Consider the following 22,390-nt stretch of genomic DNA (forward strand, 5'->3'; position numbering starts at 1 on the left):
GACGGGAACGTCCGGGGCCTCTTCTTTTGCAGACGGGATCGCAGGCCCTAGAGCCCCTTCACGATCCCCTCGACCATCTTCTTGGCGTCGCCGAACAGCATCATGGTGTTGTCGCGGAAGAACAGCTCGTTCTCCACGCCGGCGTAGCCCGAGCTCATGCCGCGCTTGATGAACAGCACGGTGCGGGCCTTCTCGACGTCCAGGATCGGCATGCCGAAGATCGGGCTCTGCGGGTCGGTCTTGGCGGCCGGGTTGGTGACGTCGTTGGCGCCGATCACGAAGGCCACGTCGGCCGTCGAGAACTCGCTGTTGATGTCCTCCAGCTCGAACACCTCGTCATAGGGCACGTTGGCCTCGGCCAGCAGCACGTTCATGTGGCCCGGCATGCGGCCGGCGACGGGGTGGATGGCGTACTTCACCTCCACGCCTTCTTCCTTCAGCTTGTCGGCCATTTCGCGCAGGGCGTGCTGGGCCTGGGAGACGGCCATGCCGTAGCCCGGGACGATGATCACCTTGCTGGCGTTCTTCATGATGAAGGCCGCGTCGTCGGCGCTGCCCTGCTTGACCGGACGGGTCTCGACCTTGCCGCCGGGGCCGGCGGCCGCGGCGTCGGCCCCGAAGCCGCCCAGGATCACCGAGACGAACGATCGGTTCATGCCCTTGCACATGATGTAGGACAGGATCGCGCCCGACGAACCGACCAGGGCGCCGGTGATGATCAGGGTGGTGTTCTCCAGGGTGAAGCCGAGGGCCGCGGCGGCCCAGCCCGAATAGCTGTTCAGCATCGACACGACGACCGGCATGTCGGCGCCGCCGATCGGGATGATCAGGGTCACGCCGATCAGCAGGCTCAGCGCGAAGATCGCCCAGAAGGCCCAGATGGCCGAACCGCCCGAGATCACCAGCACCACCACCAGGGCCACGATGGCCAGGGCGATGACGATGTTCAGCAGGTGGCGGGCCGGCAGCAGGATCGGCGCGCCGCCCATGTTGCCGTTCAGCTTGGCGAAGGCGATGACCGAGCCGGTGAAGGTGATGGCGCCGATGGCCAGGCCCACCGACAGCTCGATCAGGCTGTTGAGGTGCACATGACCGTCCGCGCCCAGGATGCCGTAGGCCGCCGGGGTGTAGATCGCCGCCACGGCCACCAGACAGGCGGCCATGCCGACCAGGCTGTGGAAGGCCGCCACCAGCTGGGGCATCGAGGTCATCGGCACCTTGCGGGCGATCACCGCGCCCACCCCGCCGCCGACGGCCACGCCGCCGATGATCAGGCCGATGGTCACCGGGTCGAGCGCGCCCTGGCTCCACAGGGTGGCCAGGGTGGTCAGCACGGCGATGGCCATGCCGATCATGCCGTAGGTGTTGCCCTTGCGGCTGGTCTCGGGGCTGGACAGCCCCCGCAGCGCCAGGATGAAAAGCACCCCCGAGACGATGTAGAGGATGGCGGCGAGATTGGCGTTCATGTCAGGTCTTGGCCCCCAAGAGCGGCGAAGAGGAAAGCTCCGGCGCGGCGTTGACGCCGAACCGGGGTGGATGGCCCGAAGGCAGGCCGGAGAGGTCGTAGCGCGGCGGCTCGTAGTGGTTGGCCGCCGTGTAGGGCGCGGCGAAGCGGGGCTGGCCGTCGGGACCGGCCAGCTCGTCCTCGCGTACGAAGAAGGCGTTGGCGCCGGAGAGATTGCAGCCGACCAGGGCGTAGCCCTTGGCGCGGCCCAGGGCCTCCAGGCTGGTGAGGCTGGCGCTGTGATAGTTGCCGCCGTCCCAGACCCGGTCGGCCTTGTACTCGGCGACGAAGGGCACGGGCGGCGGATAGGCGGCGTTGTATTCGATGATCAGGACGCGCGGGCGCACGGCTTCGATGGCCTTCCAGATCCAGTAGTCGTTGCCGTCGATGTCGATCGACAGCAGGTCCACCGAGGCGGGCCTGGCGGCGGTCCCGCCGGCCCAGGGGCCCAGCAGGCCGTCGATGTTCTCGGCGGTGACGAAGGCCTTCTGGACGGTCAGGCGCCCCTGCCCCACGGCCACGGCCTGGTGCTTCTGGGCGGCCTCGACGTACTTGTCCGAACCGTCCAGCCACAGGCCGCTCCAGCCGGCCATCAGCAGCAGGGCGGTGTTGCACTCCACGCCGGCCTGGACGCCGAACTCGATGAAGCGCCGGTCGCCCTCGCCGATGCGGTTGAAGATCTCGAGGACGATGCCGTCCTCGTCGTTCTGGCTGTAGGTCTTGCGGCCATGGGCGATCAGCCGCCCGGGCTGGCGAGCCCGTTCGCTGCCGCGCAACTCGTCCCACCAGCGCTCCAGCGCGATGCGCCGCAGGCCGTCGGAACGGTTGGCGATTTTCTTGATCGCGCTGAACATGGCCCGAAGGCTCCCGTCGCCTTCCGCGCCCTATTTCTTCTCTTTCTTCTTGTACATCGCCAGCATGCGCTGGGTGACCAGGAAGCCGCCGAAGATATTGACCGCGGCGAAGGCGGCGGCGACCGCGCCGGCGCCCTTGGAGATCCAGGTCGAGGCGGCCACCGTGCCGCCGTCCAGGTCGGAATTGGCGCCGTGGGCCGCGGCGGCCAGCAGGGCGCCGACGATGATCACCGACGAGATGGCGTTGGTCACGGCCATCAGCGGGGTGTGCAGCGCGGGCGTCACGCTCCAGACCACGTAGTAGCCCACGAAGATGGCGAGCACGAAGATCGCCAGGCGGAACACGGTGGGGTCGACGGCTTCCATGGGAGCCTCCCTATTTCGATGCGTGGAGTTAGGCGGTCTTCAGAGAAGGGTGCACGACTTCGCCGCCCTGGGTGACCAGGGCCGCCTTGAGGATTTCGTCCTCGAAGTCGGGGGCGAAGGCGCCCTCCTTGTTCAGGAACAGGCTCGACAGGGCGAAGAGGTTGCGGGCGTAGAGCGCGCTGGCGTCGGTGGCGATGCGGCCCGGCAGGTTGGCCGCGCCCAGGATCTTGACGCCGTTTGCGGTGACCACCGTCTCGTTCAGCTTGCCGCCCTCGACGTTGCCGCCGGCCTCGATGGCCAGGTCGACCAGGATCGAGCCCGGCTTCATCGACGCCACCTGGGCGGCGTTGACCAGCTTGGGCGCGGGGCGGCCGGGGATCAGGGCCGTGGTGATGACGATGTCCTGCTTGGCGATGTGCGAGGAGACCAGCTCGGCCTGCTTGGCCTGGTATTCCTTCGACATTTCCTTGGCGTAGCCGCCGGCGGTCTGGGCGTTCTTGAACTCTTCGTCCTCGACGGCCAGGAACTTGGCGCCCAGCGACTCGACCTGCTCCTTGGTGGCCGGACGCACGTCGGTGGCGGTGACCACCGCGCCCAGGCGGCGAGCGGTGGCGATGGCCTGCAGGCCCGCCACGCCCACGCCCATCACGAAGACCTTGGCCGCGGCGACGGTGCCGGCGGCGGTCATCATCATCGGCAGGGCCTTGCCGTAGGCCTCGGCGCCCTCGATCACGGCGCGATAGCCGGCGAGGTTGGCCTGGGAGGACAGCATGTCCATCACCTGGGCCCGCGTGATGCGCGGGATGAACTCCATGGCGATGGCGCTGGCGCCGGCCTTGGCCAGGGCGTCCAGGGTTTCCTTGTCCTGGTGCGGATTGAGCGCGGCCGCGACGATCGCGCCCTTCTTCAGGGCGGCGATCTCGGCGGCTTCGGGGGCGCGGACCTTGAACAGGACGTCGGCGTCCTTCAGGGCGTCCTTCGCCGTCTTGGCCAGCTTGGCGCCGGCCGCTTCGTAGTCGGCGTCCGGATACGACGCCGCGATCCCCGCCCCGGCCTGCACGACGACCGTGAAGCCGGCGGCAGCCAGTTTCTTCACGGTCTCGGGCGTGGCCGCGACCCGCGTTTCACCCGCGCGGGTCTCTTTCGTGACGGCGATGACGGCCATCGGCATACCCCTCCCAAGGACGCTGCTTGCTCCGACGAGCTTGCGCGTCTCTCTAGGGGATGTTCTTGCCCGATGTCGAGCCTTACGCTCGCGTCAGAGGCAAAAAAATTCCGATGTCTACCGGTGTCAGTGGGCGGAGGCGGGCTTTTCGCGCAGGAACACGACGCCCACGATCGCCAGCACGATTCCCGGGACCAGGCCACCGATGAAGCCGGCGGCGGTGCAGAACCACAGGGTGATCGTCAGCAGCAGGACGGCCACGGCCAGCGAGCCCCACTTGGTCATCTTGCCGAAACCCTCGAAGGTCGCGGCCTGCTCTTGAATGTCCATCGAACCGCGTTGGTAGTCGCCGGCCATGTCTGTTTCCTAGGTGGAATTAAAAAAACGCCCCGCCGCTTACAACGTGCGGCGCGTGGGCTCAAGCCGCCGCGATGTCGCGGTTGGCCCAGGCCTCGTCGGTGAACCGCGTTCGCACAGCCGCGACGGCCTGGTAGACCGAAATGTCGGCGATCCGCCCTTCCCCGCCGTCCAGCCGCGAGAGCCAGCGCGAATAGGCCGGTACGGGGCTGGTGCCCATCAGGCCGACGGCCGGGCGGCCGACCGAGGCGGCGACGTTCAGAGGTCCCGAGTCGTTGCCCAGGAACCCGGCCGACAGGGCGATCAGGGCCGCGCCCTGGTCCAGCGGCAGGTCGAAGACGGCCACGTCGCGGCCAGGAGGCTGAGCCTCGATCACGGGCGCGGCCCGCGCGGCGTCGCCGGGCCCGCCTAGCCAGAAGACGGTCGGGAATAGGTCGGCCAGGGCCGTCGACACGGCGGCGAAACGCTCGGCGGGCCAGGTGCGGGCCGGCTCGCTGGCCCCCACGCCCAGCACCAGCCAGGGCCCGGGCCGGTCGCCGAACCGCGCCTTGACGGCGGCCACGGCCTTGGGGTCGAGCAACAGGCCCGGCTCGCGGCTGTCGACCTTCAGCCCATGCAGGGCCTCGAAGGCGGCCAGCTTGGCCAGGCGATGCTCGGGCCGCATGGCCTTGGGCAGGAACGGCCCCCGCAGCCACTGCTCCTGGCTGGAATGGCCCAGGCCGAAGCCGCGCCGGTCCGGCACCCCGGCCAGCCAGGCGGCCTGGGCGGGACGGCCGATCTTCTCCAGGATCCAGACGGCGCGCGGCTTCACCGCGCGGCAGATGCGCCAGAAGTCGAGGACCTCCTTCACGCCCTTCAGCGATCCGGTGAAGTGGCGGGCATAGACCACGCCGGCGATCGTCGGCTCCACCGCCAGCACCTCGGCCGCGCGGCTGGACGGTCGGGCGGCCAGCACCACCGTCCCCTCGGGTGTGGTCGCCGCGATGGCCCGGAAGGTCGGCAGGTGCCACATCAGATCGCCGATGCCCCGGTCGGGAGCGTAGACCAGCACGGGACCGGCAGGGTTTTTCGCGTTCACGAAGGATCAGGCTCCCGACTAGGCCCCGACTAAGGCCCTTGGGGGCTTAACGGGCGGCGCGGGCCTTGTCATCCCGGCCGGTCGTCAACGGCCGCCCAGCGCCCACAGCCGGTAGGCGTTCAGGTCCTCGACCATCTTCTCGGGCGAGCCGGGCCAGCCCTTGGGCAAGGCTCCGTCGGCCCCGAAGCCGCGCGCGATCCGGCCCAGGGCCGTCTGCTTGCGGGCGGCGGGCACGAGATTGTAGCCGATCATCTTGCCGCCCCGGGGCAGCTTGTAGACGAAGAGGCTCTCGACATCGCGCCAGAGCACGGTCTTGGGGGACCGGACGAAACCTCCGCGAAGCGTGAAGCCCTTGGCGTCCAGCTCCAGGACCTGGGGACGCAGCAGCATCCAGGTGAAACTCGCGATGCACAGCGTGACGAAGCCCAGGGCGAGCCATCCCTTCCAGCCGGTCGACGGATCCCTGACCATCCAGACCGCGAGGGCGAAGAAGACCAGGCTTCCCGCCAGGTACAGCGACATCTTGAGGCGCGACGCCTCGATGGTCCGCGGCCCGACCTGCGTGCTGATCCCGACATCGATTGGCTTGCCCATGACCGTCCCCCAAAAGCGTGGCCATAGGCTAGCCAGCGGACCGGCGGCGGGACAAGCCCCGCGTGCGCCCTACTCCCAGCCCGCCAGCAGTCCCCGCAGCCCGGCCACGAAGGCCAGCGGTTGGTCCACCATGACGTGGTGATCGGCGTCGGGGATGGCGACGCGCAGGACGCTGCCCGGCATCTCGCCGAACATGTAGGCCAGGGTGTCTTCGCGCATCAGGGCCGAGCGCTCGCCCCACATCACCGCCGCCGGGCAGGCGATGCGCGGCAGCAGCAGGCCAAGGTCCGGCATCGAGAACCGCTGCCAGATGGCTGGATCGAATTTCCAGGTCCAGCCGCCCTCGACCTCCTTCAGAGAGCCGCGCGCGATGTGGTCGGCGATGTAGAGGTTCTCGCAGCCCTGCGGCGGGGCCAGGCGGAAGCGGCTCAGCGCCTGCTCCAGGGTCGGATAGACCCGGTTGGCGGCGTCGGGACGCGAGGGCGGGCCCTTCCAGCGCTTCTCGGGCGGCTGGATGCTGCTGTCGACCATGACGATGCCGCGCAGCCGGTCGGCGTGCTCGACGCCGCAATAGAGGGTGGGGAAGCCGCCGAACGAGTGGCCGACCAGGATCGGCTTCACGCCGCCCGCCTCCAGGCCCGCCGCCTCGACCGCCGCGAAGATCTCGGCCGCGAACGATTGCGCCGAATAGGCCGGCCGCCAGTCCGAGCCGCCCATGCCCGACCACGAGATGGCCGCGCAACGCCAATCCTTCGCGAAGAACGGCGCGATGAAGCTCCACCAATCGGCGTGGGCGCCGTTGCCGTGCAGGAACAGCAGGCCCGGCTTGCCGATCTCGCCCCAGATCAGCAGCTCGATCTCCGCACCTTCGACGGGGATGCGCGAGCGCTCGGGCGCGACGGCGACGGCGGCCTCGAACCAGGCCGGAGCCGGCGGCCGTTCGCCGTTGAACGGACCCAGCAGCGAGACGGGGGCGGGACGGTCGTCGGCCATCGCTAGGCCTCCGCCTTGTAGGCGACCTCGCCCGGGCGCGGAGCGCGGGGCGACAGGGCCTTGAAGACGCCGGTGCCGGTCATCAGGGTCCGCTCGCCGGCCCAGATGCGGCCGCGCACGGTGAAGACCAGGTCCTGTTCCGAGATCAGCTCGCCCCGGCCCTCCACGAAGTCGCCCAGCTGGGCGCCCGACAGGAAGTCGCAGTTCAGGCGGACCGTCACCCAGCTGTAGGACTTCTGCAGCGAAATGATCCGGCCCCAGGCCATGTCGGCGAAGCTCATCAGCATGCCGCCGTGGCAGTTGCCCAGGCCGTTGGTGTGATGCTCCTCGACGCGGAAACCCAGGGTCGCCTCGCCGGGCCCGGCGCGCTGCTCGTACAGCGGCCCGATCTGCCGGCCGAAGCCGCGCGACCAGTTCAGCTGGCTGTAGCCCTCGGGAATGGCGGCGGCCTGGGCGTCCGTGAGATCGTCTGACATGGGAGAAGTCTAACAAGCGTTTGAAGCGTGGCAAGCATTACGCGCGCGAAGTTTCAGCGAGGCTCCTAGGCGCCCTTGTAAGGACGGCGCGTCCGCCGGCGTCTAACCTTCTGAAAACGGGGCGCACCATGGCGGCTGGACGACAGGAGGACGAGGCTTTCGCGGCGTGGCTGGCGTCGCACCTGGGCGCCCTGCGCCGGGTGGCCCGCGCCTTCGCCGAGCCGGCCGACCAGCACGACCTGATGCAGGAGCTGACGGTGGCCCTGTGGAAGGCCCGGCCGCGGTTCCGGGGCGAGGCCGCCGACGCCACCTTCGTCCACCGCGTGGCCCACAACGCCGCCCTCACCTGGCGGCGCGGCGAGACCCGGCGGCGGCGACGCCAGGACGCCGCGGCGGCCGAGCTGGCCGTGCGGGCGGACCACCCGGACACGCCCGAGGCGGACCTGCTGGAGCGCCTATACGCGGCGATCCGCACCCTGCCGCCGCTGGACCGGTCGCTGATCCTGCTGTCGCTGGACGGCCTGGCCTACGAGCAGATCGCCGGGCTGCACGGCCTGACGCAAACCAATGTCGGCGCGCGCCTGACCCGCATCCGCGCCCGGCTGACGATCCTGGTGAAGGAGGACGGCGATGGAGTTTGACCGTCTCGAACGGGCCTGGCGCTCGGAGGCCAACACCCCCGACGCCCGGGCCCAGGCCTATCTGATGGAGCAGATGATGCAGATGCTGAAAGCCCGCCGTCGCGGCGAGACCCTGCTGTTCGCGATCCCGGTCGCGGCCATGACCCTGTTCACGGCGATCGCCGCGCGGTCGTTCCTGACCGGCCGCAGCGATCTCGCCCACGAATGGGGCGCCTTGGCCATGCTGGGGTTGTGCTGGGCCGTGCTGGCGGCGGTGTTCTTCGCCGCCCTGCTGGTCCGGCGGCCGCGCGGCGACGGCTCGCCGATGCGCCAGACCCTGGAGGCCATGCTGGCCGCCAACCAGCGGGCGCGGATCAACTACCGGATCTTCTGGATGAGCCTGCCGGTGTTCATTCTGCCGACGCTGATCGGCCTGTTCCAGCTGAACGAGGTCGGCAAGGCCACCGACCGCAACGTCTGGCAGATGCTGCTGCTGTTCGGCGTGGCCCTGGCCGCCAGCCTCGGCTGGAACGCCCTGCGGTTCTTCAAGGTGCTGAAGCCCGAGCAGCGGCGGCTGGAGGGGCTGCTGAAGGAATATCGGGAGTAGCTGAAGGACCGGTGGTCAAACCATCTCTTGTCATCCCGGAAAGCGTGAAGCGCTTGTCCGGGACCCAGGGCAGCCGCACCGCATCAGCCCGGTCCCCTGGGTCCCGGACAGCCTCTGCGAAGCTTCCGGGATGACACCGATTTGGGAAGCTTGAAACGCCCGTCCGTTACCCCGTCACGGCCCCGAACTTGCCGGCGTTGTAGTCGTCGATGGCCTGGATGATCTCTTCCCGGGTGTTCATCACGAAGGGCCCGTGGGCGAAGACGGGTTCGCCGATCGGCTCGGCGTGGGCCAGCAGGACCACCGCGCCCTCCGGCGCCGCGAAGGCCACCGCGTCGCCGTCGTCGTTCAGCTCGACCAGGTTCCACTTCGGAGCCATTTGGGGCGCCGCCTGGCCGCCGACCACGATCCCGCCGGAGACCACGTACAGGAACACCGCCCTGCCCTTCGCCACCGGCAGGTCCAGCGCGCCGCCGGGAGCCAGGCGCACGACGCTCATCTCGATGCCGATCAGCGACGGGAACGGACCGGTCGCGCCGGCGACCTCGCCCGAGATCACCTCCACGGTCGCGCCGCCGGCTTCGACCTTGGGAATCTCCTCGCCCTGCAGGCCCAGATAGTTCGGCGTGGTCATCTTCAGCCGGCCGGGCAGGTTGACCCACAGCTGCAGGATCTCCATCGGCCCGCCCGCGCGCTGGAAGCTCTCCGGCGACAGCTCGGCGTGGACCAGGCCGCTGCCGGCCGTCATCCACTGCACGCCACCGGGGCCGATGATGCTTTCGTGCCCGCCGCTGTCGAGGTGCGACAGCTCGCCGTCCAGGATGAAGGTCACGGTCTCGAAGCCGCGATGCGGATGCGGTCCGAACGGCAGGCCGCGGTTGTTCGGCGGATAGACCTGCGGGCCGTGGTGGTTGAGGAACAGGAACGGGTCCAGCTGCGGGATCGCCGGCCCGGGCAGCGGTCGCCGGGTGACCAGGTCGCCGATGTCGTCGCGATGGGCGGGGTGCAGGCGCTTCAGGGTTCTGGGGGTCATTCGGCTTCCTTACTCCTCACCCGCGCAGCGGGGGAGGTGGCGCGATGCGGATACGCATCGTGGATGGGGCGTCGTACGGCGGCGGGACGCCCCCTCCGTCTCGTCGCTGCGCGCCGATCCACCTCCTCCGTTTCACGGGTGAGGAGATCAAGCCACCCCCGCCGCGCTCAGCACCGCCGCCTGCCTCTGGGCCAGCCCCTCTTCCGAGAAGCCCTCCAGCGACCGCTCGAACAGCGCCTTCCAGTTATGCCGCGCGCCCAGGTGCAGGAAGGCCGCGCCCAGGCCGATGGCGGCGCGGTCCATGAACACGAACTCGCGCGGGATCAGCACCGGCCCCTTGTCCTTCAGGGCCTGGCGCACCTTGAAGGCCTCGCGGCGGCCGTACTCGCCGGGCGGGGTGTCGTCGGCCACGCTGCGCACGCGGTCGTCCAGCAGCGGGCCGTAGATGAAGCGGGCCCATACGTTCAGCACGTCCACGAGATCGTCTGTCAGGTTGGCGAAGCCCCAGCTGCGATAGGCCTCGACCTGCTCGGCGCGGTCGTCGTTGGACAGGGCGCGATAGAGCCGCACCACCCCGCCCACGAACTTCGGCGGGAAGATGCGGATGCAGCCGAAGTCCAGCAGGTTCAGATGCGCCGCGCCTTCACCGCCGAACGTGTAGTTCCCCAGGTGTGGGTCGCCGTGGATGATCCCCAGGTGGGTCATCGGGCTCCACCAGGCCTCGAACAGCAGGGCGGCTATGCGGTCGCGGGTCTCCTGCGGGGCGTCCTTGAAGGCCAGCAGGCCCCGGCCCTCCAGCCAGGTCATGCTCAGCAGGCGCTTGGTCGACAGCGACGGGACGGGCTCGGGAACCTGGATGTCGTCGCGGCCGGTGAAGAACCCGCCATAGACGGCCATCAGCTTGGCCTCGCGCTCGTAGTCCAGCTCCTCGCGCAGCCGGTCGCCGATCTCGACGATGGCCTCGCTGGGGTCGATCGAGCCGTCCATGCGCTTGAACAGACCGATCAGGGCGCGCAGCTGGCCAAGGTCGCTTTCGACCGCGCTCTGCATGTCCGGATACTGCAGCTTCACCGCCAGGGCGCGGCCGTCGGGGCCGACGGCGCGGTGCACCTGGCCCAGAGATGCGGCGGCGGCGGCCTCGTGCTCGAAGCTCTGGAACCTGGACGCCCAGTCCGGCCCCAGCTCGGCGGCCATCCGCCGGCGGACGAACGGCCAGCCCATGGCCGGGGCGTTGGTCTGCAGCTCGGCCAGCTCGGCGGCGAATTCCGGCGGCAGCAGGTCCGGCACCGTGGCGAACATCTGGGCCGCCTTCATCAGCGGCCCCTTCAGCCCGCCCAAGGCCGCCTTCAGCGCCTTGGCGTTGCGGGCGTCGGCGCCCTCGCCGCCGAACAGGCTGTTGGCGCCGTAGCTGACCGCCGCGCCGGAGAGGCCGGCCCCGACCTTGGCGAAGCGCGACACGCGGCCGGCCAGGCGATTGCGTTCCGGATCGCGGGGGTCGTCGGCCATCAGCCGAACTGCCGGGAGTCGTAGAAGAACCGCTCATGGACGATGCGATCGCCCTCCCAGACCTGGTGGGTCAGTTCCTCGAACCGCAGGGTCTCGCCCTTCTGGTTGGTCATCAGGAACACCCACTGGATGACGACATTGTCGCCATCGTGCAGGACCATGGCCGCCGGCTGGGTGTCCATCTTCGACAGCCGCGCCAGGGCCGCCGCCTCGTGCGCGACCAGGACGTCGCGACCGACGCGCGGCTGGGCGTTGTTCTCCTGCATCGAGGCGTTCGGCGCATAGAAGCGCTCGATCGCCTCCACGTGCTCGTTGCGCTCGACGGTGGCGATGAAGTCGGCCAGGCGGTCCTTGGTGGGCATTCCAGCTCCGATCAGACGAGGGCCTCGAACTCGTCGACCAGGCGTTCCAGCTGGGCGCAGCCCGCGGCCCAGAACGCCTTCTCGCGCGGGTTCAGCCCGAAGGGCTTGAGCGCCTCGACATAGGTGCGCGTGCCCCCCGCCGCCAGCAGGTCCTCGTACAGCGGAGCGAAGCTTTCCGGGTCCTCGCGGCGCTTCTCCATCAGGCCGCGCACCAGCAGGTCACCGAACGCGTAGGCGTAGACGTAGAACGGCGCGTGCACGAAGTGGCTGACATAGGCCCAGTAGTGCTCGTAGCCCTCGTTCAGCACGACGGCCGGGCCCAGGCTCTCGCCCATCACGTTCAGCCACAGCTTGCCGATCTGGTCGGGCGACAGCTCGCCGTCCTTCCGGGCCTCGTGGAAGCGGCGCTCGAACCGGTGGAAGGCGATCTGGCGGACCACGGTGTTGAGGCCGTCCTCGATCTTGCCGGCGAGGAGCCCCATGCGGTCCTTCGGCGCGGCCTCGGCCAGCAGGCGGTCGAACACCAGCCCTTCGCCGAAGATCGAGGCCGTCTCGGCCAGGGTCAGGGGCGTGTCGGCCAGCAGGGTGCCCAGCGGCGCGCACAGGGTCTGGTGCACGGCGTGGCCCAGCTCGTGGGCCAGGGTCAGCACGTCGCGCCGCTCGCCCATGTAGTTCATGAAGACGTAGGGGTGCCGCTCGGCGGTGACCGGGTGCGAATAGGCGCCCGACTGCTTGCCGGCGCGGGGCCGGGCGTCGATCCACGGCTTGTCGAAGAAGGTCTGGGCCGTGTGGGCGAATTTCGGGGCCAGGGCCTGGAAGCTTTCCAGCACGATGCCCTGGGCCTCGGTCCAGTCGTAGTTCCTGGGCGCGGCGGCGGTCAGGGGCGCGTTGCGGTCCCAGTAGTCCAGGGTCTTGCGGCCCATGACCTTGGCCTTCAGCGCATAGTAGCGGTGCGACAGGCGCGGATAGGCCTCGACCACCGCCTGCTCCAGGGCGTCCACCGCGTCGGCGTCGACCTCGTTGGCCAGGTGGCGCGACTGGGCGGGGCTGTCGAACCGCCGCCAGCGGTCCTCGACCTGCTTTTCGAAGGCCAGGGTGTTCATCACCAGGCCCTGGGTCGAGGCGCGCTCTTCCAGGGCCTTGGCCAGGCCGTCGGCGGCCGCCTTCCGGCGCTTGCCGTCCGGGTCCGACAGGCGGTTCAGCGCCTCGGGCAGGGTCAGGCTTTCCTTGCCGACGCTCGCCGTCAGCTTGGCCAGGGTCTCGTCGTACAGCCGCACCCAGTTGGCCACGGCCGGTCCGCGATCGACGATGTAGCGCTCCAGGTCCGGCGTCAGCTCGTGCGGACGCGACAGGCGCAGGCGACGCAGCCAGGGCCGCCAGCGCTGGGCGGCGGGATGGGCCTCGAGGGCGGCTTCCAGCTCGTGGTCCTCCAGCTGGTTCAGCTCCAGCGAGAAGAACAGGCTTTCCGAGGCGATCTGAGACGAGCGGGCCCGCAGGTCGGCCTCGAACTTGGCCCAGGCCGGGTCGTCGCGGGCGGTCGAGGCGGCCAGGCCCGCATAGGCCCCCACGCCCCACAGGCCGTTGGTCGCCTGCTCGTAGAGGCGGATCCCGCGATCCAGCAGCACGCCCAGGCGCTCGGGCTCGCCCCGGGCCTGCAGGAACAGGCCCTCCAGGCTGGCCAGTTCGTCATTGGCGGCCTTGGCGGCGGCCAGGTCGGTCTCGATCCTGGGATCCTCGCGGCCGGCGTAGAGGTCGGCGAGATTCCACTCGGGCAGGGCGTCGGTCTTGAAGGGCGCGTTCATGGCCCACGGATATGGCCCTGTCGAAAGACGCACGCAATCGTGGCCGTGGCATTCCTCAGCGCCCTCGCCGCTCGGTCTGGTCCATCAGCCAGGCGAACAGGGTCGCCAGCATGTAGGCCGACAGCGAGGCGATCACCATCTGCGGGACGCCGCCGGTCGGTGGAGCCACGATGCTGACCAGCTGCAGGGCCACCAGCAGGACCAGGAACAGCGGCGTGCTCCAGCCGCTGTGCCCCTGCAGGCCGCGCCGCCAGCCCCAGGCCGTGGCGGCGATGGCCAGAAGGCCCATCTCCAGCGCCTGCTCGGGCACGGCGTGGTCCCACCAGCCCAGCCCCACCTTCGGACCGCCGAACCCCAGCGCCAGGTCGGGCCGGTGCACCAGGAAATCCAGTCCCCAGTGCGACGCCACCACCAGCCCCACGGCGATCGCCGCCGCGCGGGGCAGCTTCAGCAGGAAGAAGGCGGCCAGGCCCGCGCCCAGCGCCCACAGGAGCGCGGCGGGCAGGCTGTGGGTGTAGGGCATGTGCGACAGGACCAGCGGGCTGCCGGCCAGATGCGGGTCCAGGCTCATCCGCTCGACCCCGGCCAGGACCAGCACGGCCCACGCCACGTCCACCACCTGGGCGCCCAGCACATAGGTCCAGAGCGGCGCCTTGGGCTGAGCGGCCTTGGCGGCCAGGGCGGCCGCGTAGTGCCCCACGAACATCATCCCCTCCCACGCAACACGAGCGGAGGCTAGGTCGGATCGGCACGCCTGAACAGCCGTTCGCATTACCGCGAATTAAAGGGCGCGCCGGCGAGTCGCCCCTTAGGATATCGCCGGTCGACGAGGGGTTGTCGGCGAGGGCAGACATCGATGAGCAAGGCCGCCGTTTCCGTCGCCCTGGCCGTGGGGCTGGTCGCCGCGCCGTCGGCGATGGCGGCGGACAAGCCCCAGCCGATGGGCTGGCTGTCCCTGACCCTGCGCAGCGTGGTGGTGTTCCACAGCTGCACCGAGCGCCTGAAGGAGCGGTTCAACATCGGGCCGCTGAACGACATCGACATCACCAACATGGACACCGGCGGCGGCGACCTGTCGGGCGCCGTGGACGTCAAGTTCGCGGCCACGACCACCGAGAAGAAGACCCAGCGCCGTAGCCACTTCGTCGGCGTCTGCCACATCGGCCGCGAGGGCGAGACCCGCGTCGAGGCCCGCCTGGTCAGCCAGGACGGCGGCCCGATCCGCCGCGTGCCGCCGAGCCGGATCTCGGGGTAGCCCCGCCCGCGCGTCCGGGGCAAGCTCTCGCCGATCGGGAGGACCGCAAGCATGTTCAAGAAGCTGTTCGGTGGCTCGCCGCCGCGCAAGATCGGCGCGCTGGGCCAGACCGTACGCGCCCTCTATCCGCGACTGGTGCTGGACGTCGACGTGTCGGATATCGCGCAGGCGCTCGAGGCCTGGGCGTGGCTCGAACCACCGGCCCCGCTCCCTGACCTGATCGTCCCTTTCGGCGACATGTTCTTCGACACGCCGCGGGGCGTGATCATGCTGGACACGATGGAGGGCGCCTTGAACGTTGTGGCCGACAGCGCGGCGGCCTTTGTCGAGGCGCTGGACCAGGACCACTATCGCGACGAGATTCTCGGGGACGTCTGGGTGCAGGCGGCCAGCCGGCGGGGACTTGTCCTTGCTCCGGGCGAGAGTTTCGACTGGACCATCGCCCCCATCCTCGGCGGCCGATGCTCGGTGGAGGCGATCACCAAGGGGAGCTTCGTCGTCAACGTCAACATCGCGGGCCAGTTGCATCGGCAGATCAAGGCCCTGCCGCCGGGAACACCCATCGGGAAGATCACGATCAGCGACTAGGCCCCCGCGCGCCCAATCGTCACACCTCGTTAAGGGCGACCGTTAACCCCTGACTCACGTCTCCGAAACCCGGTCTTTACCCCGCGCCTGTATCACTCTGAACCAACAAGAGCCCTGTCCCATGTCGGACGCGGCCGGTTCTAACGGGTGTCTGCAATGACCAAGACGGTTCTCGTCGTCGACGACGATCCGACTCAACGGCGGCTGATCCAGGCCGTCCTCGAGCGCGAAAGCTTCTCGGTCTCGCACGCCGAGAACGGCGACGCGGCCATGGCGCATCTCGCCAGCGGCGCGCCCGTCGACGTGGTCCTGCTGGACCTGGTCATGCCGGGCCTGTCGGGCCAGGACACCCTGAAGGAAATGCGCGCCCGCGGCTATGCGCAGCCCGTGATCGTCCTGACCGCCTCGGGCGGCGTCGACACCGTGGTCAAGGCCATGCAGGCCGGCGCCACCGACTTCTTCATCAAGCCGGCTTCGCCCGAGCGCATCACGGTCTCGATCCGCAACGCCCTGTCGATGGGCGAGCTGAAGGGCGAGGTCGAGCGCCTGACCAAGCGCGCCGGCAACCGCACCACCTTCGCCGACCTGATCGGGACCTCGCCCGCCATGACCCTGGTCAAGCGCATGGGCGAGCGCGCGGCCAAGTCGTCGATCCCCATCCTGATCACCGGCGAGAGCGGGGTCGGCAAGGAGCTGATCGCGCGCGCCGTGCACGGCGGGTCCGACCGCGCCGGCAAGCCGTTCGTGGCCGTCAACTGCGGCGCCATCCCGGAGAACCTGGTCGAGTCGATCCTGTTCGGCCACGAGAAGGGCAGCTTCACCGGGGCCACCGACAAGCACCTGGGCAAGTTCAAGGAGGCCGACGGCGGCACCCTGTTCCTGGACGAGGTGGGCGAGCTGCCGCTGGACATGCAGGTGAAGCTCCTGCGCGCGCTGCAGGAAGGCGAGATCGACCCGATCGGCTCCAAGCGCTCGCAGAAGGTGGACGTGCGCATCGTCTCGGCCACCAACCGCGACGTGGCCCACGCCGTGCAGCAGGGCCGGTTCCGCGAGGACCTCTACTACCGCCTGAACGTCTTCCCGATCGAGGCCCCGTCCCTGCGCGAACGCCGCGAGGACATCCCGGCCCTGGTCGAGGCCTTCATCCGCCGCTTCAACGTCGAGGAAGGCAAGCGGGTGGTCGGCGCCGCGCCGGAGACCCTGCAGGTCCTCACCGGCTTCGACTGGCCCGGCAACGTGCGCCAACTGGAGAACGCGGTCTATCGCGCCATCATCCTGGCCGACGCGCCCTATCTGCAGCCCTACGACTTCCCGGCGATCTCGGGGATCGTGGCGCCGCCGCCGGAAGCCGCGCCGGTCCAGGCCGCCCAGCCCGATCTGTCGGCCGCCCTGCAGGCCGCCCACGCCGCCATGGCCCGCGCCCCGGCCCAGGACGCGCCCGTGCGCATCCTCGACGACCGCGGCCACCTACGGACCCTGGAGGAGATCGAGCGCGACCTGATCCAGCACGCCATCGAGGTCTACGCCGGCCACATGTCGGAAGTGGCCCGCCGCCTGGGCATCGGCCGCTCGACCCTCTACCGCAAGGTCCGCGAGCAGGGCATCGACGTCGATCTCAAGGAAGCGTCGTAAGGGTCAGGCGCTGATCGCCAGGGGCGGCGAGGTTTCGGCCTCCACCTCGACCTCGACTTCCGGTTGATCGGCCCGCACCCATCCGGCCTCGGTCCGGAGGGCCAGGCCCGTCTGCTCCAGGCCCTGCAGCTCCAGCATCACCGCGGCCAGCGGGATAGCGCGGCCCCAGCGCCGGGTCAGCTTGCGCGAGATCTCGGACGCCGCGATCGCCGCATCGCCGCTGCCCAGCACCAGCAGGATCATCTCGCGGGCCGAGCGCGGCTTGCGGCCGCGCCGGGACGCGCCGGTCGCGAAGCTGGCGGGTTCGCCCTCCAGCCCGACGTGACCATGGGCGCCGTCGGCCAGGCCGCCGCGCTCGATGGCGCCCAGGGCCAGGCTCAGCGCCCGCAGCTCGTCCTCGAACGGCGCCTGGGCGCGGCGCTGGGCTTCCAGCATGCGCGCCTCCAGATCGGCCTTCCGTCGCAAAAGGTAGTCGTAGATCGTGGTCGCCATCTTCGGGCTGCCCAGAAAGGCGTGAGACTCCCCACCGCGGTCACGCTGTCGCGGCGTCGGTCGCAGCCATTTTCTACGGCGCGGACAGACGACAAAAGCGATTAAAAGCAATACTTTACGCGAGCCTCAAATGTCCGCCCGTTTCGTTACCGAAAACCTAACGCCGTTCTCCGGACTCGCGTGTTTGGTGAGAAACGGGGACCATTTTCGGCGGATTCGGGGGTTCGCCGCCCGCCGTCTCAGGGATTCACCCTAGGCCGAAACTTGACCGTAGCCAGTCATTCGTCGTCGGACTCGACCGCCGGCGCCTCGGGCTCGCGCCCGCGCCGCGGCGAGTCGCGACGGCCGAAGCCCTTGCCGCGCGACATGGGCTTGCGCTCGCCTTTGGCCTTGGCGGCGATTTCCTTGAGCTTGATGGTCTGGTTGCCCGACATGGCCTGGCCGGCGCCGCCCTTTTCGGGATCGCCGAACGCCCGGCCGTAGGTCTCGATGCGCTGGGCGACCGAGCCCAGGAACTCGTTCTCCCACTCCGACAGCTCGATCCCGGCCTTGTCCGCCGTGCGCTTGGCGCGCTTGAGGGCGTTGAGGGCCGCCTTGCGCGCCTGAGCTCTGGGATCGGGCGGCTTCTTGGCGCGCATGCGGGGAGACTAGCGGGCGTCGAGGGCGGGACGCACGCGGAAAAATCGCGGTTGCGGCCGGGGACGCCCGCATGCGGGCGTCCCCGATCGCCAGCGCCCTAAATCTCGCCGATGGCCGACAGGTACAGGTCCAGGATCGCGTCCTCTTCCTGGCGCTTGGCGCGGTCCATCTTGCGCAGGCGGACCACCTTCTTGAGCACCTTGACGTCGAAGCCGTTGCCCTTGGCCTCGGCGTAGACTTCCTTGATCTGCTCCATGATCTCGGTCTTCTCGACCTCGAGGCGCTCGACCCGGTCGACGATGCTCTTCAGCTGACCTTGGGCGGTGGAGTTCAGCACATCGGCGTGCGGGGCGGCGTCGTCGGCCATGGAGAATGCTCGCGAAAAGGCGGGAAAACAGAGGCGCGGAACCTAGTGGCAACGGCGCGCGAACGGAAGGCCGATTCCCCCCTCTTTTTTCTTTAGCGCCCTTCCACACGTCCGCGCGACACCTCGGCCAGGGCGGCCAGGTCGGGCGTCTCGCCCTCGCCCGACAGCAGGGTCTCCAGCCCGCCCTCGACCAGGTCGGCCAGGGGCAGGGCCAGGCCCTTCTCGTCGCCGGCGGCCTGGGCCAGGCGCACGTCCTTCAGGGCCAGGTCGGCGGCGAAGCCCGGCGGGTGGTAGCGGCCCTCGGCAATCATGCCGCCGTAGATCTTGTAGATCGGCGAGGCGAAGATCGTGCTGGTCAGCACGTCCAGCAGGTCGGCGGCCGGCACGCCATGCGCCGCGCCCAGGGCCGCGGCCTCGCCCATGGCCTCGACGGCCGAGACGATCATCAGGTTGCCGGCGATCTTGACGGCGTTGGCGCGGACCGGGTCCTCGCCCATCGGCCAGACCTTGCCGGCCAGGGCCTCCAGCGCCGGCGTCGCCGCCGCCACCGCCTCGGGCGCGCCCGCCGCCAGCACGTTCAGCCCACCGGCCCGCGCCACCGGCGGCCGGCCGAACACCGGCGCGGCCACGTAGCCCAGGCCCAGCTCGGCATGGCGGTCGGCCAGTTCGCGGGCGAAAGCGGTCGAGATGGTGGCCAGGTTGACGTGCACCAGACCCGGTCGGGCGCGCGGCAGGGCGTCCAGCAGGACGTCGCGGATCGCCTGGTCGTGGGCCAGGATCGACAGCACCAGATCCCCCTGCAGCGCGCCCTCGACGCCGTCGGCCACGATCGCGCCCAGGGCGGCCAGCTCGGCGGCCGGACCGGGCGAGCGGTTCCACACCGTCACGGCATGGCCCTTCTCCAGCAGGTTCTCGACCATGGCCTTGCCCATGGCTCCCAGGCCGATGAAACCGATGTTCATGGGAAGGTCTCCGGTCTTCCTTCTCCCCTTGCGGGAGAAGGTGTCGGCGCAGCCGACGGATGAGGGGTCGCACAGACGTCGGACGTCTGCGTGACGGCACAACTGGTCGCGGCGGAACCGATCTTCAACCCCTCGTCCGGCGCTTCGCGCCACCTTCTCCCGCAAGGGGAGAAGGGATCAGAGGAGCCCGTGCTTCTCCACCACCGGCCGGAGCGCCGCCGGGTCGGTGAAGTGGTGGACATGGAAGCCCAGGGCGTCCGCCGCGGCGATGTTGGCGGCGCTGTCGTCGACGAACAACAGGTCGGCGGGCTCGAGCCCGGTGCGTTCCAGGACGATCTGGTAGATGCGCGGCTCGGGCTTGATCACCCGCTCGTGGCCCGAGACCACGGTGTCGCGGAAATGGCGGAAGGCCGGGCTCCGGGCCCGCACGCCGTCCCAGGTCTCGTGGGACATGTTGGTCAGGCCGAACTGCGGCACGCCGCGCGCGGCCAGGTCCTCGATGAGGCTTTCCGTCTCGGGGATCGTTCCGGAGAACATCTCGTCCCAGCGGTCCCACCAGGCGGCCAGATGCTCGGCGTGTTCGGGATGCTGGGCGCTGCGGGCGGCGATGTTGTCGGCGAAGGTCACGCCGCGGTCGGTGGCCGCGTGCCAATCCATAGTCCCGACATGCGAAAGGAACCGGTCGAGATCGGCCGGTTCCTTGAAGATCTTCGCGTAGAGCGTGCGCGGATTCCAGCGCACGATGACGTTGCCGACATCCCAGAGCAGCGCCCTGGGAGGTCGTGCGGGCGTCATTAGCCTTGCTTGGCTTTGAAGCGCGGGTCGGTCTTGTTGATGATGTAGATCACGCCCTTGCGGCGGACCATCTTGCAGTCGCGGTGACGCGACTTCAGCGACTTCAGCGAGCTACGAACCTTCATGACCGTCTCTATACTCAGCGGAGAGGTTCGCGGCCGCCATGAGGGCGAAAGGAACATCCGGGATGTTTCGGAGGGCGTGCGTATAAGCAGGACAACCGCCGGAGTCAATGCGCGCCTTGGCTCCAAAAGCACGGAACGGCAGGGTTCCGCGCCCTTCCCCTGGTTTTAGAGCGACCTCATGACGACCGCCAGCCTCGACGGAACCCAGGGCTACGATCAGGACGTCGAGGCCTTCTTCGCCCGGGCCGACGCGATCGCCTTCGCCGAAAAATACGCCGACGTGGCGCATCTGATCCCCGCCGCCCCGGCCGAAATCCTCGATATCGGGGCCGGATCGGGCAAGGACGCGTTCGATCTGGCGGTCCTGGGCCATCGTGTGCTGGCCGTCGAGCCCACCCCCGCCCTGCTGGCCGAGGCGATGATCCGCCACGCCCATCCCGCCATCGCCTGGCTGGACGACGGCCTGCCCGACCTGGCCGCGACGCGGGCGCGGGGCCAGGCTTTCGACCTGATCCTGCTGTCGGCGGTCTGGATGCACCTGGACGCGGGCCAGCGCCGTCGCGCCATGCCGAACGTCGCGGGGCTGCTGGCCGATGGCGGGATGCTGATTCTGTCCCTGCGCCACGGCCCTGTCCCGCCGGGACGGCGGATGTTCGAGGTGTCGGCGGAGGAGACCATCGACCTGGCGCGCGCCGGGGGCCTGGGCGTTCGGCTTCAACAGGAGCGCGGCTCGATCCAGGCCGCCAACCGCCTGGCCGGCGTGACCTGGACGATCCTGGCCTTCCAGAAGGTCAAAAGCTCCACAGTTTAGACGCGTATCGGCGGGAACTTCGCCGCTCTGTCGCCCTTGTGATTGCAGCCCTGTCGCGAACCCCGGTAGCCTGACCCCATGGATAGACGCGTTTTCCTCGTTCTGCTGCTGGCCGGTTGCGCCGACACCTCGGCCAACGCGCCGCTCGCGCCGTCGGTGACGCCGCCCAAGCCGCCGGCCGTGCCGCCGCCCGCGCCCGCCGCGCCGTCGGCCGATCCGGGGGCCTCGGGCCAGTCGGTCGGCTTCGACACCTGGCTGGCCGCCTTCAAGCAGAAGGCCCTGGCCGCCGGCCTGACCCAGCAGCTGCTGAACCGCGAGCTGGACGGCGTGACGCCCGATCCCAAGGTCATCTCGCTGGACGGCCGCCAGCCCGAGTTCTCCAAGCCGGTCGGCGCCTACATCCAGGGCGTGGTCGGCGACGACCGCATCGCCGTGGGCCGCGACAAGCGCCAGACCCTGGCCTTCCTGCCGGATGTCGAGCAGCGCTACGGCGTGCCGCGCGACATCCTGCTGGCCGTCTGGGCCATGGAGTCGGCGTTCGGCAAGATCCAGGGCAATTTCGACGTCGTGCGCTCGATGGCCAGCCTGGCCGCCGACGGTCGCCGACGGAACTGGGCCGAGGGCGAGCTGATCGCCGCCCTGAAGATCATCGCCTCGGGCGAGGTCACCCGTGCCCAGCTGCGCGGCTCGTGGGCCGGGGCCATGGGCCAGACCCAGTTCCTGCCCTCCAACTACCTTTCCACCGCGGTCGACAACGACGGCGACGGGCGGCGCGACATCTGGGGCAGCGACAGCGACAGCCTGGCCTCGGCCGCCAACCTCCTGAAGAAGGGCGGCTGGAAGCCCGGCGTGGGCTGGGCCAAGGAAGTGATCCTGCCGGCCGGTTTCGACTACGGCCTGGCGGAAGGTCCGCGCGAGATCCCGGCCTGGTGGGAAGCCAAGGGCGTCAGGCGCGCCGACGGCCTGCCCTGGACCGCCGCCGACGCCGCCTCGCCGGCCGGGCTGATCCTGCCCGCCGGCTGGTCGGGCCCGGCCTTCCTGGTGCTGCCCAACCACTTCGCGATCCGCACCTACAACAACTCCACCTCCTACGCCCTGGGCATAGGCCTGCTGGCCGACCGCTTCGGCGGCGGCGGGCCGCTGGTCGCGAGCTGGCCGGTCGAGACGCCGCTGAACCTGGCCGACCGCATGGCCGCCCAGATCGCGCTGGCCCGCCTGGGCTTCGATCCGGGTCCGGCGGACGGGGTGATCGGCGCGGGCACCCGCAAGGCCCTGCGCGCCTGGCAGACCGACCGCAAGCTGCCCGCCGACGGCTACCTGTCGTCCGACATGGTGGCGCGGCTCAAGGCCCAGGCCGGGATCAGCTAGACCCGCCCTGGGCCGTTCCCGGCCAGGGATTACCGTCGC

Annotated in this window: 27 protein-coding genes; 7 read left to right on the top strand and 20 right to left on the bottom strand. The window is 69.8% G+C overall.

The window, feature by feature from the left end:
* Window positions 1–47 precede the first annotated feature (47 nt).
* The 9 genes from BR39_RS0116905 to BR39_RS0116945 all read right to left on the bottom strand — a co-directional run bounded on the left by BR39_RS0116905 (window position 48) and on the right by BR39_RS0116945 (window position 7,387).
* On the bottom strand, window positions 48–1,466 hold the full coding sequence (locus BR39_RS0116905) for an NAD(P)(+) transhydrogenase (Re/Si-specific) subunit beta (protein ID WP_029914309.1): 1,419 nt from the start codon (window positions 1,464–1,466) through the stop codon (window positions 48–50).
* 1 nt (window position 1,467) lies between these two features.
* Complete coding sequence (locus BR39_RS0116910) at window positions 1,468–2,358, bottom strand: hypothetical protein (protein WP_029914311.1); 891 nt, start codon at window positions 2,356–2,358, stop codon at window positions 1,468–1,470.
* A 30-nt stretch (window positions 2,359–2,388) separates the two neighbouring features.
* Entirely contained in the window at window positions 2,389–2,724 is a 336-nt protein-coding gene (locus BR39_RS0116915; protein ID WP_029914312.1) for an NAD(P) transhydrogenase subunit alpha, read from the bottom strand.
* 28 nt (window positions 2,725–2,752) lie between these two features.
* A complete protein-coding gene (locus BR39_RS0116920) occupies window positions 2,753–3,895 on the bottom strand; it encodes a Re/Si-specific NAD(P)(+) transhydrogenase subunit alpha (RefSeq protein ID WP_197026722.1) in 1,143 nt (380 codons plus the stop codon).
* 120 nt (window positions 3,896–4,015) lie between these two features.
* Window positions 4,016–4,246: an aa3-type cytochrome c oxidase subunit IV gene (locus tag BR39_RS0116925; protein ID WP_029914316.1), complete on the bottom strand. Its 231-nt coding sequence runs from the start codon at window positions 4,244–4,246 to the stop codon at window positions 4,016–4,018.
* Between the two features lie 61 nt (window positions 4,247–4,307).
* Window positions 4,308–5,258, bottom strand: coding sequence for a glycosyltransferase family 9 protein (locus BR39_RS0116930; RefSeq protein WP_156035815.1), 951 nt, complete (start codon window positions 5,256–5,258; stop codon window positions 4,308–4,310).
* A 150-nt stretch (window positions 5,259–5,408) separates the two neighbouring features.
* Window positions 5,409–5,918 (bottom strand): hypothetical protein, encoded by a 510-nt coding sequence (locus tag BR39_RS0116935; protein WP_029914321.1) that lies wholly within the window; start codon window positions 5,916–5,918, stop codon window positions 5,409–5,411.
* Between the two features lie 69 nt (window positions 5,919–5,987).
* The gene (locus BR39_RS0116940; protein ID WP_029914323.1) at window positions 5,988–6,911 is read right to left on the bottom strand and encodes an alpha/beta fold hydrolase; all 924 of its coding nucleotides are present in this window, start codon (window positions 6,909–6,911) and stop codon (window positions 5,988–5,990) included.
* Between the two features lie 2 nt (window positions 6,912–6,913).
* Window positions 6,914–7,387 (bottom strand): PaaI family thioesterase, encoded by a 474-nt coding sequence (locus tag BR39_RS0116945; RefSeq protein WP_029914325.1) that lies wholly within the window; start codon window positions 7,385–7,387, stop codon window positions 6,914–6,916.
* Window positions 7,388–7,515: 128 nt separating this feature from the next.
* Between BR39_RS0116945 and BR39_RS0116950 the strand changes: the two genes are divergently transcribed.
* Together BR39_RS0116950 and BR39_RS0116955 are read left to right on the top strand one after the other, a co-directional pair.
* Complete coding sequence (locus BR39_RS0116950) at window positions 7,516–8,028, top strand: RNA polymerase sigma factor (protein ID WP_029914326.1); 513 nt, start codon at window positions 7,516–7,518, stop codon at window positions 8,026–8,028.
* A complete protein-coding gene (locus BR39_RS0116955; protein ID WP_029914327.1) occupies window positions 8,018–8,614 on the top strand; it encodes a hypothetical protein in 597 nt (198 codons plus the stop codon). The genes BR39_RS0116950 and BR39_RS0116955 overlap by 11 nt, the downstream gene beginning before the upstream one ends.
* Before the next feature lie 166 nt (window positions 8,615–8,780).
* Here BR39_RS0116955 and BR39_RS0116960 read toward each other — a convergent pair whose 3' ends face one another.
* The 5 genes from BR39_RS0116960 to BR39_RS0116980 form a co-directional block, all read right to left on the bottom strand.
* On the bottom strand, window positions 8,781–9,647 hold the full coding sequence (locus BR39_RS0116960) for a pirin family protein (RefSeq protein WP_029914328.1): 867 nt from the start codon (window positions 9,645–9,647) through the stop codon (window positions 8,781–8,783).
* Window positions 9,648–9,794: 147 nt separating this feature from the next.
* Window positions 9,795–11,153, bottom strand: coding sequence for an AarF/ABC1/UbiB kinase family protein (locus BR39_RS0116965; protein ID WP_029914329.1), 1,359 nt, complete (start codon window positions 11,151–11,153; stop codon window positions 9,795–9,797).
* Complete coding sequence (locus tag BR39_RS0116970; protein ID WP_029914330.1) at window positions 11,153–11,515, bottom strand: nuclear transport factor 2 family protein; 363 nt, start codon at window positions 11,513–11,515, stop codon at window positions 11,153–11,155. The genes BR39_RS0116965 and BR39_RS0116970 overlap by 1 nt, the downstream gene beginning before the upstream one ends.
* An 11-nt stretch (window positions 11,516–11,526) precedes the next feature.
* Window positions 11,527–13,317: a M3 family oligoendopeptidase gene (locus BR39_RS0116975; RefSeq protein ID WP_029914331.1), complete on the bottom strand. Its 1,791-nt coding sequence runs from the start codon at window positions 13,315–13,317 to the stop codon at window positions 11,527–11,529.
* A 55-nt stretch (window positions 13,318–13,372) separates the two neighbouring features.
* Window positions 13,373–14,023 carry a hypothetical protein gene (locus BR39_RS0116980; protein ID WP_029914338.1) on the bottom strand — a complete coding sequence of 217 codons (651 nt, stop codon included), beginning with the start codon at window positions 14,021–14,023 and terminating at the stop codon, window positions 13,373–13,375.
* Between the two features lie 150 nt (window positions 14,024–14,173).
* Between BR39_RS0116980 and BR39_RS0116985 the strand changes: the two genes are divergently transcribed.
* The 3 genes from BR39_RS0116985 (at window position 14,174) to BR39_RS0116995 (ending at window position 16,792) form a co-directional block, all read left to right on the top strand.
* The gene (locus tag BR39_RS0116985) at window positions 14,174–14,572 is read left to right on the top strand and encodes a hypothetical protein (protein WP_029914340.1); all 399 of its coding nucleotides are present in this window, start codon (window positions 14,174–14,176) and stop codon (window positions 14,570–14,572) included.
* 51 nt (window positions 14,573–14,623) lie between these two features.
* Window positions 14,624–15,160 carry a T6SS immunity protein Tdi1 domain-containing protein gene (locus BR39_RS0116990; RefSeq protein ID WP_029914342.1) on the top strand — a complete coding sequence of 179 codons (537 nt, stop codon included), beginning with the start codon at window positions 14,624–14,626 and terminating at the stop codon, window positions 15,158–15,160.
* Between the two features lie 156 nt (window positions 15,161–15,316).
* Window positions 15,317–16,792, top strand: coding sequence for a sigma-54 dependent transcriptional regulator (locus BR39_RS0116995; RefSeq protein WP_029914345.1), 1,476 nt, complete (start codon window positions 15,317–15,319; stop codon window positions 16,790–16,792).
* A 3-nt stretch (window positions 16,793–16,795) separates the two neighbouring features.
* Here BR39_RS0116995 and BR39_RS0117000 read toward each other — a convergent pair whose 3' ends face one another.
* The 6 genes from BR39_RS0117000 to ykgO all read right to left on the bottom strand — a co-directional run bounded on the left by BR39_RS0117000 (window position 16,796) and on the right by ykgO (window position 20,172).
* Window positions 16,796–17,284 carry a hypothetical protein gene (locus BR39_RS0117000; RefSeq protein WP_029914347.1) on the bottom strand — a complete coding sequence of 163 codons (489 nt, stop codon included), beginning with the start codon at window positions 17,282–17,284 and terminating at the stop codon, window positions 16,796–16,798.
* 278 nt (window positions 17,285–17,562) lie between these two features.
* A complete protein-coding gene (locus BR39_RS0117005) occupies window positions 17,563–17,922 on the bottom strand; it encodes a hypothetical protein (protein WP_029914355.1) in 360 nt (119 codons plus the stop codon).
* A 98-nt stretch (window positions 17,923–18,020) separates the two neighbouring features.
* Window positions 18,021–18,290 (bottom strand): DUF2312 domain-containing protein, encoded by a 270-nt coding sequence (locus BR39_RS0117010; protein WP_029914357.1) that lies wholly within the window; start codon window positions 18,288–18,290, stop codon window positions 18,021–18,023.
* Window positions 18,291–18,382: 92 nt separating this feature from the next.
* Window positions 18,383–19,252, bottom strand: a complete 870-nt coding sequence (locus BR39_RS0117015; protein WP_029914359.1) for an NAD(P)-dependent oxidoreductase — start codon at window positions 19,250–19,252, stop codon at window positions 18,383–18,385.
* A 177-nt stretch (window positions 19,253–19,429) separates the two neighbouring features.
* A complete protein-coding gene (locus BR39_RS0117020) occupies window positions 19,430–20,047 on the bottom strand; it encodes an HAD-IA family hydrolase (protein ID WP_029914362.1) in 618 nt (205 codons plus the stop codon).
* Window positions 20,047–20,172 carry a type B 50S ribosomal protein L36 gene (gene ykgO, locus BR39_RS0117025; protein ID WP_018061125.1) on the bottom strand — a complete coding sequence of 42 codons (126 nt, stop codon included), beginning with the start codon at window positions 20,170–20,172 and terminating at the stop codon, window positions 20,047–20,049. The genes BR39_RS0117020 and ykgO overlap by 1 nt, the downstream gene beginning before the upstream one ends.
* Before the next feature lie 178 nt (window positions 20,173–20,350).
* On the opposite strand from ykgO, the gene BR39_RS0117030 reads away from it, so the two are divergent.
* Both BR39_RS0117030 and BR39_RS0117035 read left to right on the top strand, forming a co-directional pair.
* A complete protein-coding gene (locus BR39_RS0117030; RefSeq protein WP_029914365.1) occupies window positions 20,351–20,983 on the top strand; it encodes a bifunctional 2-polyprenyl-6-hydroxyphenol methylase/3-demethylubiquinol 3-O-methyltransferase UbiG in 633 nt (210 codons plus the stop codon).
* A gap of 78 nt (window positions 20,984–21,061) precedes the next feature.
* Window positions 21,062–22,351, top strand: coding sequence for a lytic murein transglycosylase (locus BR39_RS0117035; RefSeq protein WP_029914367.1), 1,290 nt, complete (start codon window positions 21,062–21,064; stop codon window positions 22,349–22,351).
* Window positions 22,352–22,390 lie beyond the last annotated feature (39 nt).

It is taken from the genome of Caulobacter sp. UNC358MFTsu5.1 (assembly GCF_000712075.1).
Taxonomy (GTDB): Bacteria; Pseudomonadota; Alphaproteobacteria; order Caulobacterales; family Caulobacteraceae; genus Caulobacter.

Excerpts from the sequence above, each read along its gene's own strand:
- BR39_RS0116985 (WP_029914340.1), top strand. The coding sequence starts at position 14,174 with ATGAGCAAGGCCGCCGTTTCCGTCGCCCTGGCCGTGGGGCTGGTCGCC.
- BR39_RS0116975 (WP_029914331.1), bottom strand. The coding sequence starts at position 13,317 with ATGAACGCGCCCTTCAAGACCGACGCCCTGCCCGAGTGGAATCTCGCC.
- BR39_RS0117010 (WP_029914357.1), bottom strand. The coding sequence starts at position 18,290 with ATGGCCGACGACGCCGCCCCGCACGCCGATGTGCTGAACTCCACCGCC.
- BR39_RS0116910 (WP_029914311.1), bottom strand. The coding sequence starts at position 2,358 with ATGTTCAGCGCGATCAAGAAAATCGCCAACCGTTCCGACGGCCTGCGG.
- ykgO (WP_018061125.1), bottom strand. The coding sequence starts at position 20,172 with ATGAAGGTTCGTAGCTCGCTGAAGTCGCTGAAGTCGCGTCACCGCGAC.
- BR39_RS0117020 (WP_029914362.1), bottom strand. The coding sequence starts at position 20,047 with ATGACGCCCGCACGACCTCCCAGGGCGCTGCTCTGGGATGTCGGCAAC.
- BR39_RS0116965 (WP_029914329.1), bottom strand. The coding sequence starts at position 11,153 with ATGGCCGACGACCCCCGCGATCCGGAACGCAATCGCCTGGCCGGCCGC.
- BR39_RS0117030 (WP_029914365.1), top strand. The coding sequence starts at position 20,351 with ATGACGACCGCCAGCCTCGACGGAACCCAGGGCTACGATCAGGACGTC.
- BR39_RS0116935 (WP_029914321.1), bottom strand. The coding sequence starts at position 5,918 with ATGGGCAAGCCAATCGATGTCGGGATCAGCACGCAGGTCGGGCCGCGG.
- BR39_RS0116970 (WP_029914330.1), bottom strand. The coding sequence starts at position 11,515 with ATGCCCACCAAGGACCGCCTGGCCGACTTCATCGCCACCGTCGAGCGC.
- BR39_RS0116995 (WP_029914345.1), top strand. The coding sequence starts at position 15,317 with ATGACCAAGACGGTTCTCGTCGTCGACGACGATCCGACTCAACGGCGG.
- BR39_RS0117035 (WP_029914367.1), top strand. The coding sequence starts at position 21,062 with ATGGATAGACGCGTTTTCCTCGTTCTGCTGCTGGCCGGTTGCGCCGAC.
- BR39_RS0116950 (WP_029914326.1), top strand. The coding sequence starts at position 7,516 with ATGGCGGCTGGACGACAGGAGGACGAGGCTTTCGCGGCGTGGCTGGCG.
- BR39_RS0116955 (WP_029914327.1), top strand. The coding sequence starts at position 8,018 with ATGGAGTTTGACCGTCTCGAACGGGCCTGGCGCTCGGAGGCCAACACC.
- BR39_RS0116945 (WP_029914325.1), bottom strand. The coding sequence starts at position 7,387 with ATGTCAGACGATCTCACGGACGCCCAGGCCGCCGCCATTCCCGAGGGC.
- BR39_RS0116920 (WP_197026722.1), bottom strand. The coding sequence starts at position 3,895 with ATGCCGATGGCCGTCATCGCCGTCACGAAAGAGACCCGCGCGGGTGAA.
- BR39_RS0116905 (WP_029914309.1), bottom strand. The coding sequence starts at position 1,466 with ATGAACGCCAATCTCGCCGCCATCCTCTACATCGTCTCGGGGGTGCTT.
- BR39_RS0117000 (WP_029914347.1), bottom strand. The coding sequence starts at position 17,284 with ATGGCGACCACGATCTACGACTACCTTTTGCGACGGAAGGCCGATCTG.
- BR39_RS0116930 (WP_156035815.1), bottom strand. The coding sequence starts at position 5,258 with ATGTGGCACCTGCCGACCTTCCGGGCCATCGCGGCGACCACACCCGAG.
- BR39_RS0116990 (WP_029914342.1), top strand. The coding sequence starts at position 14,624 with ATGTTCAAGAAGCTGTTCGGTGGCTCGCCGCCGCGCAAGATCGGCGCG.
- BR39_RS0117015 (WP_029914359.1), bottom strand. The coding sequence starts at position 19,252 with ATGAACATCGGTTTCATCGGCCTGGGAGCCATGGGCAAGGCCATGGTC.
- BR39_RS0116980 (WP_029914338.1), bottom strand. The coding sequence starts at position 14,023 with ATGTTCGTGGGGCACTACGCGGCCGCCCTGGCCGCCAAGGCCGCTCAG.
- BR39_RS0116940 (WP_029914323.1), bottom strand. The coding sequence starts at position 6,911 with ATGGCCGACGACCGTCCCGCCCCCGTCTCGCTGCTGGGTCCGTTCAAC.
- BR39_RS0116925 (WP_029914316.1), bottom strand. The coding sequence starts at position 4,246 with ATGGCCGGCGACTACCAACGCGGTTCGATGGACATTCAAGAGCAGGCC.
- BR39_RS0117005 (WP_029914355.1), bottom strand. The coding sequence starts at position 17,922 with ATGCGCGCCAAGAAGCCGCCCGATCCCAGAGCTCAGGCGCGCAAGGCG.
- BR39_RS0116915 (WP_029914312.1), bottom strand. The coding sequence starts at position 2,724 with ATGGAAGCCGTCGACCCCACCGTGTTCCGCCTGGCGATCTTCGTGCTC.
- BR39_RS0116960 (WP_029914328.1), bottom strand. The coding sequence starts at position 9,647 with ATGACCCCCAGAACCCTGAAGCGCCTGCACCCCGCCCATCGCGACGAC.